Origin of the sequence: Aeromonas sp. s10, assembly GCF_040907975.1 — a bacterium.
In the GTDB taxonomy this organism is placed as follows: Bacteria; Pseudomonadota; Gammaproteobacteria; order Enterobacterales; family Aeromonadaceae; genus Aeromonas; species Aeromonas caviae.
In genome coordinates, this window is record NZ_JBFOCV010000015.1 from 114,612 (window position 1) to 134,920 (window position 20,309).

Annotated in this window: 18 protein-coding genes; 15 read left to right on the forward strand and 3 right to left on the reverse strand. The window is 48.9% G+C overall.

The features are described from left to right. The first annotated feature begins 30 nt into the window (after positions 1 to 30). Together ftnA and AB5Y59_RS04475 are read left to right on the forward strand one after the other, a co-directional pair. Positions 31 to 555 carry a non-heme ferritin gene (gene ftnA, locus AB5Y59_RS04470; RefSeq protein WP_010672333.1) on the forward strand — a complete coding sequence of 175 codons (525 nt, stop codon included), beginning with the start codon at positions 31 to 33 and terminating at the stop codon, positions 553 to 555. Positions 556 to 717: 162 nt separating this feature from the next. Beyond that, positions 718 to 1,902, forward strand: a complete 1,185-nt coding sequence (locus tag AB5Y59_RS04475) for an NAD(P)/FAD-dependent oxidoreductase (RefSeq protein ID WP_368211535.1) — start codon at positions 718 to 720, stop codon at positions 1,900 to 1,902. Between the two features lie 225 nt (positions 1,903 to 2,127). On the opposite strand, the gene AB5Y59_RS04480 is transcribed toward AB5Y59_RS04475, so the two are convergent. Further along, complete coding sequence (locus tag AB5Y59_RS04480; RefSeq protein WP_039040678.1) at positions 2,128 to 3,348, reverse strand: MFS transporter; 1,221 nt, start codon at positions 3,346 to 3,348, stop codon at positions 2,128 to 2,130. Positions 3,349 to 3,559: 211 nt separating this feature from the next. On the opposite strand from AB5Y59_RS04480, the gene leuE reads away from it, so the two are divergent. The 12 genes from leuE (at position 3,560) to AB5Y59_RS04540 (ending at position 14,772) form a co-directional block, all read left to right on the forward strand. Continuing rightward, positions 3,560 to 4,198 (forward strand): leucine efflux protein LeuE, encoded by a 639-nt coding sequence (gene leuE / locus AB5Y59_RS04485; protein WP_368211536.1) that lies wholly within the window; start codon positions 3,560 to 3,562, stop codon positions 4,196 to 4,198. Positions 4,199 to 4,354: 156 nt separating this feature from the next. Beyond that, positions 4,355 to 4,930 (forward strand): hypothetical protein, encoded by a 576-nt coding sequence (locus tag AB5Y59_RS04490; protein WP_368211537.1) that lies wholly within the window; start codon positions 4,355 to 4,357, stop codon positions 4,928 to 4,930. Positions 4,931 to 5,648: 718 nt separating this feature from the next. After that, positions 5,649 to 6,200, forward strand: coding sequence for a fimbrial protein (locus tag AB5Y59_RS04495; RefSeq protein WP_368211538.1), 552 nt, complete (start codon positions 5,649 to 5,651; stop codon positions 6,198 to 6,200). Between the two features lie 75 nt (positions 6,201 to 6,275). Beyond that, a complete protein-coding gene (locus AB5Y59_RS04500) occupies positions 6,276 to 6,824 on the forward strand; it encodes a fimbrial protein (RefSeq protein ID WP_368211539.1) in 549 nt (182 codons plus the stop codon). A 13-nt stretch (positions 6,825 to 6,837) separates the two neighbouring features. Further along, complete coding sequence (locus AB5Y59_RS04505; RefSeq protein WP_368211540.1) at positions 6,838 to 9,330, forward strand: outer membrane usher protein; 2,493 nt, start codon at positions 6,838 to 6,840, stop codon at positions 9,328 to 9,330. Between the two features lie 141 nt (positions 9,331 to 9,471). Further along, entirely contained in the window at positions 9,472 to 10,188 is a 717-nt protein-coding gene (locus AB5Y59_RS04510; protein ID WP_368211553.1) for a fimbria/pilus periplasmic chaperone, read from the forward strand. A gap of 185 nt (positions 10,189 to 10,373) precedes the next feature. Continuing rightward, positions 10,374 to 10,871, forward strand: a complete 498-nt coding sequence (locus AB5Y59_RS04515) for a fimbrial protein (RefSeq protein ID WP_368211541.1) — start codon at positions 10,374 to 10,376, stop codon at positions 10,869 to 10,871. Then, positions 10,868 to 11,371, forward strand: a complete 504-nt coding sequence (locus AB5Y59_RS04520) for a fimbrial protein (RefSeq protein WP_368211542.1) — start codon at positions 10,868 to 10,870, stop codon at positions 11,369 to 11,371. Before AB5Y59_RS04515 ends, AB5Y59_RS04520 begins: the two co-directional genes overlap by 4 nt. Positions 11,372 to 11,378: 7 nt before the next feature. Next, positions 11,379 to 11,852, forward strand: coding sequence for a fimbrial protein (locus AB5Y59_RS04525; protein WP_368211543.1), 474 nt, complete (start codon positions 11,379 to 11,381; stop codon positions 11,850 to 11,852). Between the two features lie 11 nt (positions 11,853 to 11,863). After that, positions 11,864 to 12,412 carry a fimbrial protein gene (locus tag AB5Y59_RS04530; protein WP_368211544.1) on the forward strand — a complete coding sequence of 183 codons (549 nt, stop codon included), beginning with the start codon at positions 11,864 to 11,866 and terminating at the stop codon, positions 12,410 to 12,412. 168 nt (positions 12,413 to 12,580) lie between these two features. Next, a complete protein-coding gene (locus AB5Y59_RS04535) occupies positions 12,581 to 13,393 on the forward strand; it encodes a hypothetical protein (protein ID WP_368211545.1) in 813 nt (270 codons plus the stop codon). A gap of 935 nt (positions 13,394 to 14,328) precedes the next feature. After that, positions 14,329 to 14,772: a hypothetical protein gene (locus AB5Y59_RS04540; RefSeq protein WP_368211546.1), complete on the forward strand. Its 444-nt coding sequence runs from the start codon at positions 14,329 to 14,331 to the stop codon at positions 14,770 to 14,772. 154 nt (positions 14,773 to 14,926) lie between these two features. On the opposite strand, the gene AB5Y59_RS04545 is transcribed toward AB5Y59_RS04540, so the two are convergent. Both AB5Y59_RS04545 and AB5Y59_RS04550 read right to left on the reverse strand, forming a co-directional pair. Then, the gene (locus tag AB5Y59_RS04545; RefSeq protein WP_368211547.1) at positions 14,927 to 18,505 is read right to left on the reverse strand and encodes a transporter substrate-binding domain-containing protein; all 3,579 of its coding nucleotides are present in this window, start codon (positions 18,503 to 18,505) and stop codon (positions 14,927 to 14,929) included. Further along, entirely contained in the window at positions 18,502 to 19,125 is a 624-nt protein-coding gene (locus AB5Y59_RS04550; protein WP_368211548.1) for a response regulator, read from the reverse strand. Before AB5Y59_RS04550 ends, AB5Y59_RS04545 begins: the two co-directional genes overlap by 4 nt. 557 nt (positions 19,126 to 19,682) lie before the next feature. Between AB5Y59_RS04550 and AB5Y59_RS04555 the strand changes: the two genes are divergently transcribed. After that, positions 19,683 to 20,306 carry a response regulator gene (locus tag AB5Y59_RS04555; RefSeq protein WP_368211549.1) on the forward strand — a complete coding sequence of 208 codons (624 nt, stop codon included), beginning with the start codon at positions 19,683 to 19,685 and terminating at the stop codon, positions 20,304 to 20,306. The last annotated feature ends 3 nt before the right edge of the window (positions 20,307 to 20,309 follow it).

The window sequence follows — 20,309 nt, forward strand, 5'->3', positions numbered from 1 at the left end:
ATCGTGGGCAAATCACAGTGGAGAATCATCATGTTGGCCAAAGCCATGATCGAGAAGTTGAACGAGCAGATTAATCTTGAATTCTATTCCTCCAACCTCTACCTGCAGATGAGCGCCTGGTGCGAGGACAAGGGCTTCGAGGGGGCCGCCACCTTCCTGCGTCAGCATGCGGTCGAGGAGCGCCAGCACATGGAGCGCCTGTTCACCTACGTGAGCGAGACCGGCGCCATGCCGGTGCTGGGGGCCATCGAAGCGCCTCCCCATGAATTCAAGTCCCTGGGTGACATCTTCCGCACCACCCTGGAGCACGAGTATCACATCACCAAGTGCATCAACGGTCTGGCCCACGTCGCCTTCACCACCCAGGATTACTCCACCTTCAACTTCCTGCAGTGGTACGTGGCCGAGCAGCACGAAGAGGAGAAGCTGTTCAAGAGCATCGTCGACCGTCTGAGCCTGGTGGGCGAGGATGGCAAGGGCCTCTATTTCATCGACAAGGAGCTGGCCGAGCTGGCCAAGGGCGCCCCGGCCAGCATCATGGATGGCAACGCCTGATAGTCGTGGACACTTAGTGTTCAGTCAGTACAATGACGGCCCCTTGTAAAGGGGCCGTTTTCTATTTGCAGGTGTCCTTGTACCGCTGTGCTGGTGTCTGCCGGGTACAATGACGGTCCTTTAAGGTAAAGGGGCCGTTTTTCTTTTGATGGGTGAGTGACGATGAAACAGGTGGATGTGGTGGTGATCGGTGCCGGGGCGGCCGGATTGATGTGTGCGGCCCAGGCTGGCTACCGGGGTCGCTCCGTGCTGGTGCTCGACAACGCCAAGAAGCCGGGCCGCAAGATCCTCATCAGCGGCGGCGGTCGCTGTAACTTCACCAATCATCAGGTCGGTCCCCATGCCTTCCTTTCGGCCAACCCCCACTTCTGCAAATCGGCGCTGGCGCGCTATACCCAGCAGGATTTCATCGATCTGGTGGACAGGCATGGCCTGAACTACCACGAGAAGACCCTGGGCCAGCTCTTCTGCGACGACAGCGCCAAGGATATCGTCGACATCCTGCTGACCGAGTGCGACTGGGCTGGCGTGACCCTGCAGTTCCAGACCGAGATCCTCACCGTCAGCAAGACAGATGAAGGCTTCATGCTCGACACCAACAAGGGGGAGATCGCCTGCTCGTCGCTGGTGGTCGCCACCGGCGGCCTCTCCATGCCGAAACTCGGTGCCACCCCTTACGGCTTCAAGCTGGCGGAGCAGTTCGGCCTCACCGTGCTGCCGACTCGCGCCGGGCTGGTGCCCTTTACCCTGCATCAGGCCGACAAGGAGGCCTTCGCCGATCTGGCGGGGGTCAGCCTGCCGGTGGCGGTGACCGCCGAGGACGGCACCCGCTTCAAGGAGGCCATGCTGTTCACCCATCGCGGCCTCTCCGGCCCCGCCATCCTGCAGATCTCCTCTTTTTGGCTGGCGGGGGAGAAGATCCACATCAACCTGCTGCCGGACCTCGACATTCCAGAGACCCTCAAGACCTGGGCCCAGGCCCATCCTGCCCAGGAGCTGAAAACCGTGCTGGGGCGCGAGCTGCCCAAGCGCTTCGTCGACAAGTTGGTGGAGCTGGGATGGCTGGTGAGCAAGCCGATGCGCCAGTACAACGAACGGGAGCTGGAGGCGGTGGCCACCCTGCTGGGGGATTGGCAGATCCTGCCCAACGGCACCGAAGGGTATCGCACCGCCGAAGTGACCCTGGGGGGGGTGGATACCAACGCGCTCTCCTCCAAGACCATGGAGGCACGCACCGTGCCCGGCCTCTACTTCATCGGCGAAGTAGTGGACGTGACCGGCTGGCTCGGTGGTTACAACTTCCAGTGGGCCTGGTCGTCGGGCTGGGTGGCAGGCCAGTACTGCTGAGGGATGCCGCGGCCCTGCGGTGAATGGCCCCGTCAGCGGCCTCTCGGGTGACAACTTCCAGTGGGCCCGCTCGTCGGGCTGGGGGAGAGGCCGAATTGCTGACAAAGAGGCTCGGCGGATGAGTCCGAGCGGATCGGGCCGTGTCAGGCGGCCCGAGTGATGGAACCAGACGCGGCCTGCTCAGGCCGCGTTTTTTATGGTCGGTCGCTGGCTGCCGCTTGGCCTCTAGCCTCTCCTGATATTGGGCAGGAAGGCGGTCAGCAGGCCAATAAGGGGCAGATAGGCGCAGACCTGATAGACGGTTTCGATGCTGGTGGCATCGGCCAATTTGCCCAGCAGGGCGGCCCCTATCCCTCCCATGCCGAAGGCGAAGCCGAAGAAGAGGCCAGAAATGGTGCCGACCTTGCCGGGTACCAGATCCTGGGCGTAGACCAGGATGGCGGAGAAGGCCGACGCCAGGATGAGGCCGATGACGATCGACAGCACCGAGGTCCAGAACAGGTCGACGTGGGGCAGCAGCAGGGTGAAGGGAGCGACGCCGAGGATGGAGATCCAGATCACCCGCTTGCGACCGATGCGATCGCCGAGCGGCCCGCCGAGCACTGTCCCCGCCGCGACGGCAAACAGGAAGGCGAACAGATAGAGCTGGGCGCTCTCCAGCGACAGGTGGAACTTGTCCATCAGGTAGAAGGTGTAATAGCTGCTCAGGCTGGCCATGTAGAAGAACTTGGAGAACATCAGCAGACCGAGGATGGCCAGTGACCAGCCAATCTGGCGGCGGCTCAGGCCGGTGCCGGCATGGGCCCTCATCCGCCGATGGAAGCTGGCGGCATGGTGGCTGGACCAGCGGCCGACGAAGCTGAGCACGATGACCCCGATGAGTGCGAACAACGAGAACCAGGCCGCACTGCCCTGTCCCTTCGGCACGATGATGAGCGCCGCGAGCAGGGGGCCGATGGCCGATCCCAGATTGCCGCCGATCTGGAACAGAGACTGGGCCAGACCGGGCTGGTTGCCGGCCGCCATGCGGGCGACCCGGGAGGATTCCGGGTGGAAGACGGAGGAGCCCATGCCGATCAGCATGGCCGACAACAGCACGGCGCCAAAGCTGCCTGCCTGCGACAGGTAGAGCAGCCCCACCAGCGTGAAGCCCATGCCCAGAGGCAGGGAGTAGGGCATGGGTCTGCGGTCGGTATAGAGGCCGATCAGGGGTTGCAGCAGCGAGGCCGTGAACTGGTAGGTGAGGGTGATGAGACCTATCTGGGTGAACGACAGATCGAGCCCCAGCTTCAGGAGGGGATAGATGGCCAGCAGTACCGACTGCATCATGTCGTTCAACAGGTGCGAGAAGCTGATGGCGGCGATCACCGGATAAGCGGTGGTAGTCGGGTTGTCCACCGCGGGCGGGGCGGTGATCGGGGTGTCGGTACTCAAGGTCTTGTCCATGGCTGGGGTATCACTCCCTCTACCATGCCCTATCCCGGCGCATCTGGACATAACCAAAGTGGGCGAACGCCCGGATTGCGTTCGCGTGGCGCGCAGGCCGTTCATGCTGACGGCGTGTGGATGGCTGGTCAGATCTTGTGCTTGGCGCAGGGCGGATTAGTATAGAAGGCCTGCCGCCGTTATCCGGCCCATCACCCGCCATGGAGGGAACATGTTCGAAAGCCTGGGTGTCATCAACGTCTGGACCTATCTGGTCGGTCTCTTCTTCATCATCATCGCCCCGGGCCCGAACTCCCTCTACGTGCTGCGAACCGGTGCCGTGCGCGGCATAGGCCCGGGTTATCGCGCCGCCCTCGGCGTCTTCGTCGGCGATGCCATCCTCATTTTCTGCGCCTATCTGGGGATCGCGTCCCTCATTCGCACCACCCCATTGCTGTTTACCCTGGTGCGCTATCTGGGCGCGATCTACCTGCTTTATCTGGGGGTGAAGATCCTGCACGCGAACTTCATCGCCAAAAAGGCGGGACCGGCGTCCGAGATGGATCCCGGTGAGCGCTATTTTACCAAGGCCCTCACCCTGAGCCTCACCAATCCCAAAGCGATCCTGTTCTACGTCTCTTTCTTCGTGCAGTTTGTCGACTTCAACTACGCCCACACCTGGGTCTCCTACCTGGTGCTGGCGAGCATGCTGGAGGCCATGAGCTTCGTCTATCTGACCCTGCTGATCTTCGGCGGCACCCTGATGGCGCGCTTCTTTGCGCGCAAGGTACGCCTCGCCAGACTCGGCAATGGTCTCATCGGCCTGTTCTTCATGGGCTTTGCCGCCCGGCTGGCCACGTTGTCGTCTTGAGCTTATTTCGATAGCTCCACCTGATGATTTCAGCCAGCCGAGTAAGATTGTTCTGAAACGGATTGTCCGCCCTTGTTAGTGTGTTGACGACCTGATCCAATAGGGCTTTTGGATCCAGTTTCATTCATGGTACGTCAATCTCTAATGCTGATGGTCATGTTGACCACAACTCCCTTCTCAGAGGCCACTGAAACTTTCTCGTTCCTGAGTTACCAGCAGGGCCTGCTGCGTATGAACCTGATAAGCCCGAGTCTGGATGGGGAAGCACAGCTACGTCACGACAAAAAGCTGGAAGTACTGACAGGCGTAATGATGGAAAATCTGTTCACTATGCGGGCTAAGGTGCCTTGTCAATGGTTGAGAGCTGACAGCGTTCTCTATTGGTATTTGCCCGGCAGGAAGATGCTCAAGGCTGAAATTCCGGCTCAGTCATGTGCGAGTGAGCCACCCGCCTTGCCACCACAACCACCCGTATTTATCTATGAACAGCAGGGGGAATGCTTGATCGATACAGCAGGCAACACCCTATGGCGAGTGGCGACCGAGCTTGCTAAACGTAATCATGGCAGTGTTTATCAGAACATCTACGCTATTTTCGTCACTAACAAGTCAGCTTTTGCCGGTGAAAACATTCATCGTCTGCGTAGTCGCATGCTCTACTGCCCCGATCCTATCTTGTTTGAGAATATTGAATCCGAACATGCCAGACAATTATTTAAAGAGTCGTTGTAATTCTTTGGTTTTATATCTATATAGCAGATTTCTTATATTGAAAAATTATATTTATGTGTAGCAAGGGAGAACTCTTTATTATATGGCTGTGAATACAGGTTTGTTTATTTTTTTATAATCAAGAATTGCTTGCATCAGGAAGTATTGACTCAGTCCATAATTATGGATAAATCAGCTTTTTATAATTTTATGTGTTGATATTTATCAACAGTCACTATTGTTTTTTTATCTGAGTTTTGTTGGGCGTATTATATGTTGTGTAAGTTGACTTGTTATTGAGTAAGGTCACCGCAATATTCTTTCGTCGGCACCTGATAAAAAATATTTATAACCGTATTTTTGATATCGACAGAACCTATTTTAATAAAATATTTTTTGTCATGAAGGGCAACATCAATGTGTATTGAAAATCCTGATCGCAAGATCATGTGAAAATGTAGATGGAAATGAGCAAACGTTTGGTTGCTATAACTGTATGAATGCTGAATGAGATAACAGTGATGCATTATTTAACATCTGTAGATCATTTTTTCATCAATTGTGCTTGGTTTCTATTTGAGGTCATTGAAATAGTGTCAAAAGATTTTTCCTACAACCTCAAAGAGATAATTCCTACATACCGTTGAGCGGTAACTGGTGAAAATAACGCTACCAACCTCAAGACAACCTTTGCAGTGGGGCTGGCAATAAAACATCAACTCCATAGGAATCAAGTAACATGAAAATGAACAACATTGCACTGGCAACTGTACTGGCTCTTGGCCTGGGCATGTCTTCTTTCGCTAATGCTGCCGATCAAGGCTCTGGTACTGTGACCTTCACCGGTTCCATCATTGATGCGCCCTGTTCTATCGCTCCGGGTTCTATCGATCAGACTGTCAACCTCGGTGCAGTTTCCAACGTGGCTCTGGCTGCCAATGGCAACACGGGTGTGTCTAGCGAAGTTCCTTTCAGCATCAAATTGGAAGGTTGTGTAGTTCAGCCCTCCCCGGCCGCTGCTCCCAAAGTAAGTGTGACCTTTGGTGGTCAAGCGTCTGCCTATGATGCAGAGAGCCTTGGTATGATTGGCTCCGCGCAGGGGGCCTACATCCGCATGTCTCAAGCTGACGGTGCAAAAGTCAAGCTGAATGTTCCAACTGCTGAGCAAGCCGTCATCAGTGGCAACAACAACCTGAACTTTACCGCAGCCCTGGTTGGTGGTGGTGCTAGCGCGACTATCGTTCCGGGTACCTTCCAGGTTCCAACCAACTTCGTCCTGTCCTATCAGTAAGCCGTTTGTTCTATACCGCTGTGGCGTAAACCTGCGGCATTTGCCGCAGGTTTTTTAGGTCGACGGAGCACCTTTATGAAACGGGGTCATAACGTTCTGCAGAAAAAAGGGCTGGTTTTCTTTTTCTCTGGCGCCTTGTTGTTACCACTCAAAACGTGGGGAGCTACCCCGCAGGGGTTGGTCAGCATGCGAGGGAGCATTATTGAAGCACCTTGTGACATTGCTGTCGGAGATCGTGTTCAAAGTATTCGTATGGGCACCATTCCTTTGGAGCGGCTTATTTCGCAGGGACGTGGGCCTGAGCAGAAAGTAGCAATCCGTTTGGTCAATTGTTCACTTTGGCGTGCTGAGACAGAGAAACCAAACTGGCAGCGTTTTACGGTAACTTTTGATGGTGAGCGTGCAGGGGAATACTTCGGAGTGAGTGGGCGAGCAAGGGGAGTTGCTCTGCTGATCTTGGATCAGCAAGGAAAACCAGTCATTCCCGGTACCCCTATGCCTGCAACCGCCATCAATGCAACAGAGATGCAACTAGACTATGCCATCGTACTCGTAGCCAATCAGGGTACCCCGAGAGTTGGCGATTACCGCTCGTCGATACGGTTCAAGATTGATTATTACTAAAGGGGCATGTTTTATGGCGTACTTCACCCTGCGCTCCCTGGTCTCGGCTTCTCTTGGTACCTGCATATTACTTGGAGCAATGGGCTCTGCCTGTGCTCAGGATATTCGTTTCAATACCAATATTCTTGATTTGAAAGATCGTGAGAATATTGACTTGAGTGTCTTCAGCCAGAAGGGTTTCATTCTTCCTGGTACCTATGAGATGGCCATTAGTCTCAATAATGTTTCCATGCCAGCCCGTTCCGTGACTTTTATGGTGCCAGGGGATGACCCCAAAGAAAGTCAGGCATGTCTAACCAAAGAGTTAGTCGATATGTTGGGGCTGACTGATGATGCAATGAAGGGATTGGCTTGGTGGCAGGATGGACAGTGCCTGGATGCTTCCAGCCTTAAGGGCATGGAAATTCAGGGAGATCTGAGTACCAGCACGCTGAAGATCAGCATTCCGCAAGCCTATTTGGAATACAGCAGTGCCAACTGGGATCCACCCTCGCGTTGGGAAGAAGGCATTCCAGGTGTTCTGCTGGATTACAACCTGAATGCCCAGTCGCAATGGCAAGAAAAGGACAACTCTGAGGTCAAGACCTTGAGTGGTAACGGCGTCGTGGGGGCCAATATGGGGCCTTGGCGGCTGCGAGCCAACTGGCAAGCTCGCCACCAGTCCGGTGTGGATGATAACAGCTTTGATTGGACCCAATATACGGCCTATCGAGCCATTGTCCCGTTGAAAGCCAAATTGACATTAGGGGAAGATTTCCTTACCTCAAGTATTTTCGACAGTTTTCGATTTACCGGTGCCAGCCTGGTATCGGATGACAATATGTTGCCGCCCAACTTGCGTGGCTATGCGCCTGAAGTCTCTGGTGTGGCACGTAGTAATGCCAAAGTGGTCATCAGTCAGCAAGGGCGGATTATCAAGGAAGTTCTAGTTGCTGCAGGTCCATTCCGCATTCAAGATCTCGATAGCGCAGTCTCGGGCAAGCTGGATGTGAGGGTTGAAGAGGCTGATGGTAGCGTGCAGACCTTTCAGGTCGATACCGCCACAATTCCCTATTTGACAAGGCCTGGCCAAGTCAGATTCAAGCTTGCAGCCGGGCGGCCGACCGATTGGGAGCATGATGTTGATGGTCCGCTCTTTGCCACAGGGGAATTTTCATGGGGGGTGAGTAATGGTTGGTCACTTTATGGCGGAGCTCTTGGTGGCGAAGAATATAGTGCGCTGGCGGTAGGGGTTGGTCGTGACCTGATGGTATTCGGTGCATTATCCGCAGATGTGACTCAGTCATATGCAAGCTTGCCATATGATGACTCGCAACAGGGGCGCTCATATCGATTGAGTTACTCGAAGCGTTTTGATGCAACTGATAGCCAAGTGACATTTGCCGGTTACCGTTTTTCTGATAAAGATTTCATGTCAATGAACGATTATCTGGTAGCGCGTAATTCACCTGATACTGATGAAAGGGCTCGTGGCAAGGAGATGTACACCATCTCGATTAATCAGCAGTTTCCTACTTTACAGTTAAGTGCTTATATAAACTATAACCATCAAACCTACTGGAATCAGGAGGCTACCGATCGGTATAGTCTGTCATTATCACATTATTTTGATGTTGGTGATTTTCGTAATGTTAGCCTGTCACTTACAGGATACAGAAACAACAATTTTAATAACTCCCGAGATGACGGCATGTATATGACACTGTCGATGCCTTGGGGAACGGCGGGCACAGTCAGTTATAACAGTGCTTATTCTAAGGGGAATGCCTCTAGCCACTCTGTTGGTTATTCTGACCGCGTGGGAGATGCAGATTATTACCAACTACGTACCGGTATAGCTGAAGGAGATACAGACATCAGTGGATATTATTCCCACCGAGGAGATCTAGCCCAAGTTGATGGTTCAGCCAGTTTGCGCAGTGGTCAATATCGTTCTGTGGGGCTATCGATGATGGGGGGGGCAACCTTGACCCCAGAAGGGGGGGCGCTGCACCGCATTGGTACCTTGGGCGGAACGCGTATGTTGGTAGATACGGACGGTGTGCCAGATGTACCAATTGGGGGGTATGGTAGCACAGTCAACTCCAATCGACTCGGGAAGGCTGTTGTAACGGATGTCACCAGTTATTACCGAAATAATATTCAGATTGACGTGAATAAGTTGGCCGACAATGCACAAGCAACGAACTCTGTGCTGCAGGGTACTTTGACAGAAGGAGCGATTGGTTATCGCCACTTTGATGTGATCGCTGGTGAAAAGGCGATGGCAACGGTTCGCTTGGCCGACGGTAAAACCCCGCCTTTTGGTGCAACAGTATTGAACGCTCGACAGCAAGAGGTGGGAATGGTAGCAGACGGTGGTGATGTTTATCTGAGCGGACTGAAGCCAGGTGAAGTACTGTCTTTATTGTGGAATGGTAAGGAGCAATGCCAAGTCACTCTGCCCGCCACGATCGCGGCTGACATGACGACTACGCTTCAATTGACATGTGCAAGGCATCACTAAGTGGCACAAGCAAGTAATTGATATTGCAATTACTTGCCAAGTAGAACGACTTGTATAGCCATACCTAATCGGAATATTGAGAGTAATAGCATGAAAAAAGCAGCTTTGTTTATCAACAGCATTGTGGTCGGTTCACTCATCATGACGTTGGTCCCCACTGCCAATGCCGCGATAGCTCTGGATCGGACCCGGGTTGTTTTCCCTGGCAATGAGCGCTCAGTCAGCTTGAATGTGCGTAATGAAAATGCCGAGTTGCCATACTTGGCTCAGGGATGGCTTGAAGATGAGAAGGGGGTCAAATTGGAAGGCCAGAGCGCCTTCACCGTGTTGCCCCCAGTACAACGAGTGGAACCCAAGGGGCAGACTCAGGTCAAGATTCAAGCCATGCCTGCCGCCAGCCAGTTGCCTCAGGACCGGGAATCCCTGTTCTACTTTAATATGCGGGAAATCCCGCCACAGAGTGACAAGCCCAATGTGCTGCAAATTGCATTGCAGACTCGTATCAAGATGTTCTATCGGCCGGCAGCGTTGGCAGAAGCTGCTGCACAGCAACAAGCGGCTCCTTACCAGGAGCAGCTTACGCTGACCAGACAGGGTGATAGCTACAAGGTAAACAACCCGACCCCATATTTTGTGACTCTGATTGGGGCAAGTGCCAAGCAAGGTGGCGCGGTGGTGCAAGGTTTTCAACCCTTGATGGTGCCACCCAAAGGCAGCGCGACCTTGGGTGGCAGTGCCGCAGCCTTGGGGACTGCACCAGTGCTGCTGTATGTCAATGACTACGGTGGTCAGCCTGAACTCAGTTTCCGCTGTGCAAGCAATACCTGCCAAGTCGATGCAAGTAAACGTAAGAACTAATACTGTATTAGAGGCATCTACTGGTATGTATTGAGTATACAGTTAAGGCTACTGGAGATATGAATCAGTATGGCGTTGCTGAAGGGCGGTTTTTGCTGAGCATTATCCTTTCGCCAACAACTATTTTTCCATGCCTGGCTACAGAGTGACGTAGCGCGGCATATAAATGCAGTGTAGGAGAGGAAATGATAAAGATAATCCTCTATGTCACCCTCATGCTATTTTTGGCACCGGTATGGGCTGGAAATACAATGACCATCAATATCATGGGGCAAGTGATGGCTGCGCCATCATGTTCGATCGTTGGTAATAATGCCGGTAGGATTGAGGTCAACTTTGGTGATTCCTTGCAAACCCATTTGATCAACGGAGCTAGTTATAAGACTGTTATTCCTTTCAGCCTGAGTTGCAGTGGAAATCCTACTAACTTGCGTTTGAAGTTTACCGGCGGGGCAAGCACTTTTGACCCAAACGTACTGGGCACCAATATCCCTAATTTTGGGGTGCAGTTACTCAAGCCTAATAGTTCTGCGTTGGCGCTTGATGAATGGTTTACATTTGCCTATACGGGCACACCGCCGACACTCTGGGCTGTCCCCGTAAAGAAGTCGAATATTCTGGGCTCAGAGTTGGCGGTAGGTGACTTTGGTGCATCGACAACCTTGCTATTGGAGGTGCTATGAAACTAGCGACAACCAATTTGACAGGGTGGGCAGGCATCGGCTGGCTATTAATCATGTTGGGCAATCTAACCCCTGCCTATGCCATCGATGTGTTTTTCACTGGCAAGCTGGTCGCCCCTCCCCCCTGTATTATTAATGGCAACAATGCCATTTCGGTGGATTTCGGTGAAAATATCTTGATCGGGCGTATTGATGGGGTGAACTATGAGCAGCCGATAAATTACACCATGGACTGCTCTGGAGCGGCCAGCACTGAGCAGATGCTGATGATGGCTGGTGATCCTTTTCCCTCGAACCCTATTTTCCTAGCAACCTCCAAGCCAGGGCTCGGAATTAAAATTAAGGTGAACAACAACCCAGGATGGCCTTTGAACACGTTTATTAACTTCACGGATCCAGCCAGACCTACCTTGAAAGCGGTACTTGTGAGGGACTCTAACGTGACATTGACCGGGGGCGCATTTACTGCAACTGCGACCCTGGTGGTGAATTACCAGTGAGGGTGGGATGAACAAAACTACATTAGCAGGCGGTTGTGCTTTGACCTTGCTGGCCATAAACCCCGCTTACGCAGTCCCTGTGAACTTCCAAGGAAGCTTGATTGAGGCCATTCCCTGCACGATCAGTCAAGGTCAGCTGATTGAGCTGGATTTTGGTGATGGAGTGATCATTCGCAATCTGGATGGGCAAAATTATCAAAAGTCCATCAACTATGTGCTGGAGTGCAGCGCTCCGGGCTCGGTTCGTCTGAGCGTGCTCGGCACTCCCACGCTCTTTGACGGTGCGGCAGTGCAGACGGATGTGACCGGCCTTGGGATCCGGATCAACAAAGGATCGCAACCATTTACCTTAAATGCACCAGTGACCATTGATCTGGCCACCCCCCCTGTGCTGACGGCAGTGCCTGTGGCCGATCCTGCCAGTCCACCCTCCCCAGGGGCATTTCATGCAGGGGCCACACTGCTGGCTGACTATCAATAGGAGAAAGCATCATGAGCCAAGGGAAGCATCTTTTTGAATGGGCCGGTTTATCCTTGTGGGGGCTGCTCCTCATGTGGCCAGGAGTGCCGGTCAAGGCGGTGGAAAACTTGCAGTTCAGGGGCGGTCTGGTCAATGCCCCCTGCACTCTGCGCCTTGAGGATCGAGACCTGACACTGGACTTTGGCACCGTGATTGACAAATACCTGTACAGTTATGGGCGCACCCCAAGTAAACCCTTTTCACTCCACTTGGATGACTGCGACACCAGCGTGGTGACCGGGGTAACGCTCACCTTTACGGGTACTGAGAGTGCTGAGTTGCCAGGCCTGTTGGCACTGGACTCGGGTAGCGTTGCTAGGGGGATTGCAGTGGGGATTACGAACGGCTCAGGCCAGCCTTGGCCCTTGAACAGCCCTGGGCCTGCCATTGACGTGGTTCCCGGGAATATGGTGATCTCGCTGCAAGCCTACATAGAGGCAGAGCCGACAGCCAAGGCTCTTAATCAGATAGAGAGAGGCCCCTTTACCGCGGTCGCTACCTTCTCTCTGGCGTATCAATAATCAATAAGAGCCAAGAAGAGGTCGTTGAAGATAGTACTGATAATATCATTGTCAGTTGATAAAAATGATCACATGGCCGCCAGCGTATGCAAGATGCAATCTAAACAAGTATCCTGCCGCTGATATGGTCTTGTATTGGACTAGTGATTAACATGGTGTGTAAAGCAGATGAGATATATATTATTTTATTTCCTGATACTATTTTCAATGTCGAGTCAGGCGGCGCTGATCCCTACGTCAATATCAGTAATTAATGCCGGTGATAGGGTAGTTCCAACTATAACTTGGTCAAGTATAGGTGGAACTTTATCAAGTGGTGATTTGACCCAATATGGTGGCAAGATGCGCTACTTCGGTGTCGCTACACGTGTAACTTCATTCGCAAATGGTAATCCCTATCCACAAGACTCTTATATATCCATGTTTTCGGGGCAAAACGTCACACTCGCTCCAGGCGATACATGGCAGCAGGCAGTAGACAAATATACTGCACGGTTTGGTGCATCAGGTTCTTATACATACCTCAATGGATTATCTAGTGTTTACAACTATGAGGCCTGTTTTGCCGCGTCAACGTGCTACAATTGTGGTAATCAAGCCCCTGATAACATTATCTATCCAGGCTCATGTATTTCCGTGCCCATGGTTCCGGTAACTAATGTTTGCAATATCACTGGCAACATAATAATTGACCATGGTACGTTATTGGCTACTGAGGTAAATGGTCATGAGGCTACAACTTCAGCAATCATTACTTGTCAACAGAGTGCATTGGTGAAGTTACGTGTCTATGATCAGCGGACTAATCTTGGTAATGGAATATATTCAGATCTTTATATCAATGGCAACAGCAGTGTTGAAGGCCCCTACAGCGTAGCTGGGGCAGGGCTTACTCTTAATATCACGTCAAAGCTGGTTTCAACTAACCCGCAAGCTGGTACGTTTTCCGGTAGTAAGGTAGTAGTGGTCGATATTATGTAGTCAAAATCATAAGTGGAGCTGGATTTATAGGGGCTCACATCCCCAGCTAAGATGTTAATCTGCCCTTGGTCTTTTTTGGTATAGGCGGTAGGTAATAACAAACTGCGCTTATCACAAGACAGAGTTCATATTTGTCTTACATTAACCATCCGGTTACAAAATTCGGCCCTGAATAAAATTATACCCAGGGTTATCCATAAATAGAGAACAATAGTTGATTGCACTTGTCGAGTACACAGTGTCATCGTTTGGCTCTTTTGTTCTCATCGATGGAATGACCCAAACCCAGACAACACTTTATATGTCAGCAAACAACAACTCCCCATTTAAACTGAGGCTCTTATGAGTAGATTCTCCCGTACTTTTCACGTTGCAGATACAGGTTATATATGAACTAAAGCATGCTTGAGCGATGCAAAATATCAACATCCTGAAAAGGTGTTAGTTCTGGCATTCTGCCGCTCACATAATATCAGCATTGCCAGCCTCTACAGGTGGCGTTCAAAATGGTAAAGTGAATACCGAGAGATATCTCACAATAGAGTTTATCACCTAGACTATGATGAATTAATATAATGAGTGCGGGGCTTAGGTAAATGTCATTCCAATATAAACTGGCACCGGCTTTGGCCGGTGTCAGTTTATAATATATAAGCAGTGATTATTAATAATAGTCAACACGATACAATATGTTCTTTTCTCTCTGATCTACGTACGCTATAGATAAATGATTTCTTGCCAAGTAGTATGGTTTTTTAGTGTTTCGAACAATATCCATATCAATGGGATAGTATACAAACCGATCATCAATCCAACAGCGCATGGATGCATTATCATCGTTCCTAGAGAGAGTGCATGGTGATACTACCAGCTCACCAGTAATAGTTATCTCTCCAGACATACTGTTATTTTCCGCCCTAGCATAGTGCATCGATGTGATTAGTATCAGAATAAAAATCACAATATTGTTCCCTGTCTTCATCTTGCTCTCCCTGAGCGTTCTCACCGGTTACTGGTATTTCACTTATCGGCAATATGGGATGAAAAATGAAGGGTTGGCAAAAAAAATTTATAAGTCAATGAAATTAATGGTATTTAAAATTTTAAATGGCAATACATGTCAAGGTGAGGTGGGTAAAGTGGAGGGATTCAAAAGTAGATGTCATGCAGCCTTTGCCTGGTGTGCAGTCATCTGCGTTGGCCATAGTGATGAACTCACTGCCATACAGGTGCAAGCGTTTTCAGCCCTAGGCGGCCAGCCGCTTCTGACTCATACATTTACAGTCGTAACACATCGTTCTGTTAATTCTATCGATGTCATGATCTTGCTGTGGGACAGCTTGACTGGATATAGTCATACGTTTTCTACTATTTTGTAGCCATACCTGAACGGCTTGTTGACACCCCCATTACACAAAGGCCTCTCTCGGTTTAAATACATTCGCATTATTAAACAGTAACAGTGAGTTATCACTGTTACTGTTTAATAAAAAACACCGGCTTCAAGCCGGTGTAAGGTATAGCAATGCAGAACTAGGATTCATACAGTTTACTGCTGGCTATATATGCTCTGACTTCGCTCGAGAGTGTCACCAAGATGGCGATGAGAGAGGTTGATTCATCCTCTGCCTCACCGATATTCAGAGATTGCTCCACTCGATTGCAACTGTTGACAATCTGTTGCGCTGAAATAATCCTTGCCGCACCTTTAATCTTATGGGCGATGTTTTTAATTAATGTCAAGTCTTGTTTTTTAATCGCATCTTGTAATTGAATTAAATCCTTATCAGTCGTAATCAGTAACTCATTGAGTAGTTGTTTGACAATACTGAGGTTGTTGCCTAGCAGCTCTGTTAGGCGATTCGGCTGAAAATGTAATGACGTGGAAGATGTGTTTACCAGCTGTTCCAGCTTCTTACTGAGCTCGTCCAGCGAAATTGGCTTGAACAGACAGTCATTCATGCCTGCGGCAAGGCAAGCTTCTTTGACTTCCATTTGTGCATTGGCTGTGTAGCCAAAAATGGTAGAGGGTACAATGCTCTTGCTCTCTTCCCAGGCACGCAGGCGGCGACTCAGTTCATACCCATCCATTACCGGCATATTGCAATCAGTGATGACTATCTGATGTCGATGCTGAGTGTATAGTCTGAGTGCTTCCTGCCCATTGCTAGCCTCGTCAACTGTGTGGCCAAGATACTTGAGCTGCTGCGACAGCAAGATGCGGTTGGCTGGGTGATCGTCCACGATAAGAGCATGAAAACCCGATGTTGTTGGCTGGTGCGTTTGAGCGAGTACAGCTTCGCTGACATGCATGACTTGATGATCAGCCGCTCTCAATGGCAGTACCATGCTGACCCGGGTTCCCTTGGCGGGTGCGCTCTCAAGGGTCAATTCGCCACCCATCAGTTCACATAAAGAACGACAAATAGCCAGCCCCAGGCCGGTACCGCCTCTACTATGTTCGCCATGATGTGCCTGGGTAAAGGGCTTGAACAAATGCTGTTGCTCATCTATCGGAATCCCGATGCCAGAGTCTTCTACGTGAATCAAGAGTTGGAGATCACCGTTACTGTCTATAGCCTGTTGCGCCCGTACTTTGATAAATCCATGCTCGGTAAACTTGATCGCGTTACCGACCAAGTTGGAGAGGACCTGCTTGATCCTGAGGGGGTCAAGACATACGACTTCAGGTATTGAAGGGTCGACCTCGAGAGAAAGGCTTAGTTCTTTCTGTACTGCCAAGCCTTCAAAAATACGAGTCACAGACTCCAGTGTCTGTCTGAGATCGATGCTGGTAGGCGTCAGTGTGAATTCCCCAGCCTCAATCTTGATCACGTCAAGTATATCCCCAAGCAGCGCCAGTAGTCCTCTGGCGGAATCATGCGCAACTTTGATCGACTGGAAATCAAAGGTGTGTTCTTCAGCGTGTTTCAGGGCTAGTTCAAGCAGACCAATGACGGCATTCATCGGTGTGCGAATTTCATGGCTCATGGTCGCCAGAAACTGGGTCTTGGCCCTGCTGGCTCTATCAGCCTGCTCTTTGGCCTGGGTTAGTGCAGACATGAGTTTCACTCTGTCACTGACATCAATCCAGCCACCAATCACCCCTTGTATGACTCCGTGTTGATCTTGGTATGGTTGGATCCAGTGATATATATCGACTGGAACCCCATCAATATGTAGTCGCCGATCTTTGCGAAATACACTCCCCTCAAGAAGAGCTTGTTGATATTCAAGGTCAAGGTCTTTGGCTTCTTTCACCCTATGTTCGCCCTCATGAGGGTACTTAAACAAAACATCGTTTTTCGTTGAGTTAAAAACAGTCAAATAGCTTTTATTGCACAAGACAAGTTTTCTTGTTGTATCTCGCACATATATAGGATGTGGAATACTGTCTACAATGTCTTGCATAAACAGAAACTGCTCACGGAGTTTCTTTTGTGCCTCGAGTCGCTTGATATAGTGGCTGCGAGTAAACCAAGCCCAGATCAATGAGGCGATAATAAGTAAAATAGCTGCACTAGTCATAGTGTAGATTGTGTACTTGTAATCACGCCAAGTTTCCTGACCGGGGATGGCATTCATTCGCCATCTGTTTTCTATCGCTTGCAACTCATCTGGCGAAATAGATGACAGAACTTTGTCCATGATGCTAATAAGATATGCTGAATTCTCTTCTGCTGCGAGTGACAAGGTCGCTGGCGGCAGGGATTTTACCAGCTGGTTGACGCTTAATTGTTCTGAAAAGTAACGCCCTATATAATAGTCGGCGACGTTCAGTGGTGAGATGGTAGCATCGGCTTTACCAGTAGTGACAAAATCCATGGCATCTAGGTAATTTTTAACGAAAATAGTTTCGATCTGCATATCTGGCAGGTTGAGATCATGATTAATTGCATGCTCTTGAGGGATGGCTATCCTCATCTTCTTCCATGAAGTTGTATCACTATCCTTTGCCGTAACCAGTACAAACGGTGAGGTCGTGAGCTCTTTACTAAATATGAAGTCGGGTTCATTTTTGTTGGATGAATACATGATAGCTGCATCTGCGTAGCCATTTTTAAGGTAAGCACTAACTTCTTCATAACTTTGCGCACGAGTAATGGATATATTGATACCTGTGTATAGTTTGAACGCTGCTATCACATCAGCAGCAAATCCATGAAACTGTTTTTTTTGATCAAAGTATGTAATGGGAGCATTGAATTCATTAACAACTATTCGCATAGAACTATGCTCATTGAGCCAGTTTCTTTCTGCGCTACTCAGACGAATTGAATTGGCATTGTCAGGTATGCTCAGGCCGCTTCCGCTCCATCTCTTTTTTATCGCCCAGTGTTCACTGGCAGGTATTTGTCTGATAACGTCGTCGACAACTTCCTTGAGTTGTGTTGACATAGGGGACATGGCGAACCCAAACCCTCTGGTATTAACAGGGATAATTCCATTTAATAACAATCGCTTGGCAAAGGTATTGTTGACAAGGTAGTTAGCTGAAAAAAGATCTACGATGACTGCGTCAGCTTGACCAAAAACAGTCGCCGCAACAGCCTCTTGCCTCGATGGGTAATGAACAAGGGTTGCGTTAGGATAGATTTCATGTATCTCCCGGTCTGGCAGGTAATCATATGCCATAGCAATAGTTTTGAGTTGTTTTTGCTGTTCTGTCTTCTCCGAAATATACAAAGCTGGCATGTCTTTTACGTATGCATTACTTAATATGAGGTTGTGGAACTCCTCAAATCGATTGGATGTTGTTAATAAATCAATTTTTCCATTTTTAATATCTGTGATGGCATCGATACGTGATTTGTAAGACTTTAGTATAATCCTGGTATTCAAAGCGTGCTCTAGCAAGCTGACATAGTCAGCGCTGAGCCCTTCATAATATTTTTTAGTACCATTGGTAGTCATGTCAAATGGAGGGTTATCCGGCAGACTGAAACCAATAGTTAGTTGACCTTTATCGCGTAGCCATTGCTGCTTTTCAGCAGATAAAGAAAAGGAAAGTTTATCTATGCTATCCCTACCTGACAAGATGATGTCATTGGCTCTGGAGTTAGTTTGAAATCCTAGGATAATCAATATGAGTACAGCTCTAATTATCATCATGTGATTCCATTACGCCTTGCTAGATCGACTACATCAATTAAATTTTGAGTATTGGTTTTTTTCATGATACGTTGTTTGTAAGTACTGATTGTCTTTTCACTTAGTAACATTCTTTCAGCTATATCTCTGTTGGAAAATCCATTGGATAGTTGCTGCAAGACGATGATCTCTCTTGACGAAAGGGTATCCAGCAAGTCGGTTTCTGACAGTGTAACTCCATCACTTTGTGATGATGCTTTTATATTTGGATAGTAAGTGTAACCAGCCAAAATTGCTTTTGTCCCTCCAATTACTTCCTCTAGGTCATCTAGCTTGGATACATATCCAGATGCTCCGGCATGCAGACACCGATTAGCAAACAGCGAAGTTGGTTGCGCTGTCAGTACCAGCATTTTTGGCGGATTGGCATCTTGATTTAATCGCTTGATTACCTCAATGCCATCTAATTTAGGAATACTTATATCAATAATAACTGCATCAGGTTTTTGTTGTCTTATTACTTTCAATGCATCGACACCATTATCCGAAGTCGCAATCACGTTAAATCCATTTTTTTCCAACAAAATCCTTAATGCCATGACTACCACCGGATGGTCATCAACGATGATAATATCTTGCATGCTATATGCCTTATAGGGTGACTCTGGTATTCAATACGTTAGACGCTAACCATAGCTCGCTTTAAAAAATAACAGTGTGTTTTAATATTCTAAGTTTTTATGTAAATATCGTACAATTTAGCAGCGTTAATGGCGATTGAATTTTCTGTAGGAAAACTCCTTAAAAACAGCGTCATTGGACTAATTAATTGTAACTCACTGATGCAGAGGAAATTTTCCATAACTACAGTGTCACGATAACTTGTTAAGAAGAATTCTTGTCTTGCCGAAAGACATTGTCATACGCGATATGGCAGTTATCGGCTGGTGAAGCCTTTTTCTGTAACTTTCTTGAGCGACGCAGAAAAAATAGGGGGTATTATGTGGCTCTATCATCTTTGAAATGGGCAAGCGATAATAAAAATTATTTTTATGTGATCATCCCGACATCTAGGAATGTGATCTGATAACATATTGATTTGCATATTAAATAAAATCCTATAGACTATATATTAGTCAGGTGACGAATCTGAAATTACAGTGTTTCAGTGGGCTGTATAGTTAGAGGATGGGGAGATATGGCAGAGATATTGGTCGTTGATGATCACCCGGCAATAAGAATGGCTGTCAGCTTGCTGTTGGCTCAGGATGGTCATGTCATATGTGCTGAAGTTGATAATGGTGTTGATGCAATTCAGCAGTTTAAAAAAACTGCTCCTAATATCGTTGTGCTGGATATAGGAATACCAAAACTTGATGGGATTGAAGTCATTAAAAGATTGAAAGAGTTGAATCCATCAGTGTATGTTATCATTCTATCGGCACAAAATAGCAACCATATGATGGTTCGTTCATATCAATCCGGGGCTGATGGGTTCGTTTCCAAACTTGATGACCTGAATATCTTGAAAGATGCAGTTAGTACCTGTCTGAAAGGGGGAAAGTTCTTTCCCAATGATGTCATTTATAACAGTGAAAGAACCGCCAGTGTTGATGACAGAGGTATTATAGGGACACTGTCAGATAGAGAAATGAGTGTTTTTCTTGAAATATGCCAAGGGAAGAGCAATAAGGATATTGCGCAAAACATGCTGTTAAGTGAAAAAACAGTGAGTACTTACAAAACTCGATTAATGCAAAAGCTACAGGTAGAAAATGTAGTGGAACTAATCGAGTTGGCTAAACGTTGCATGATAATATAGGGC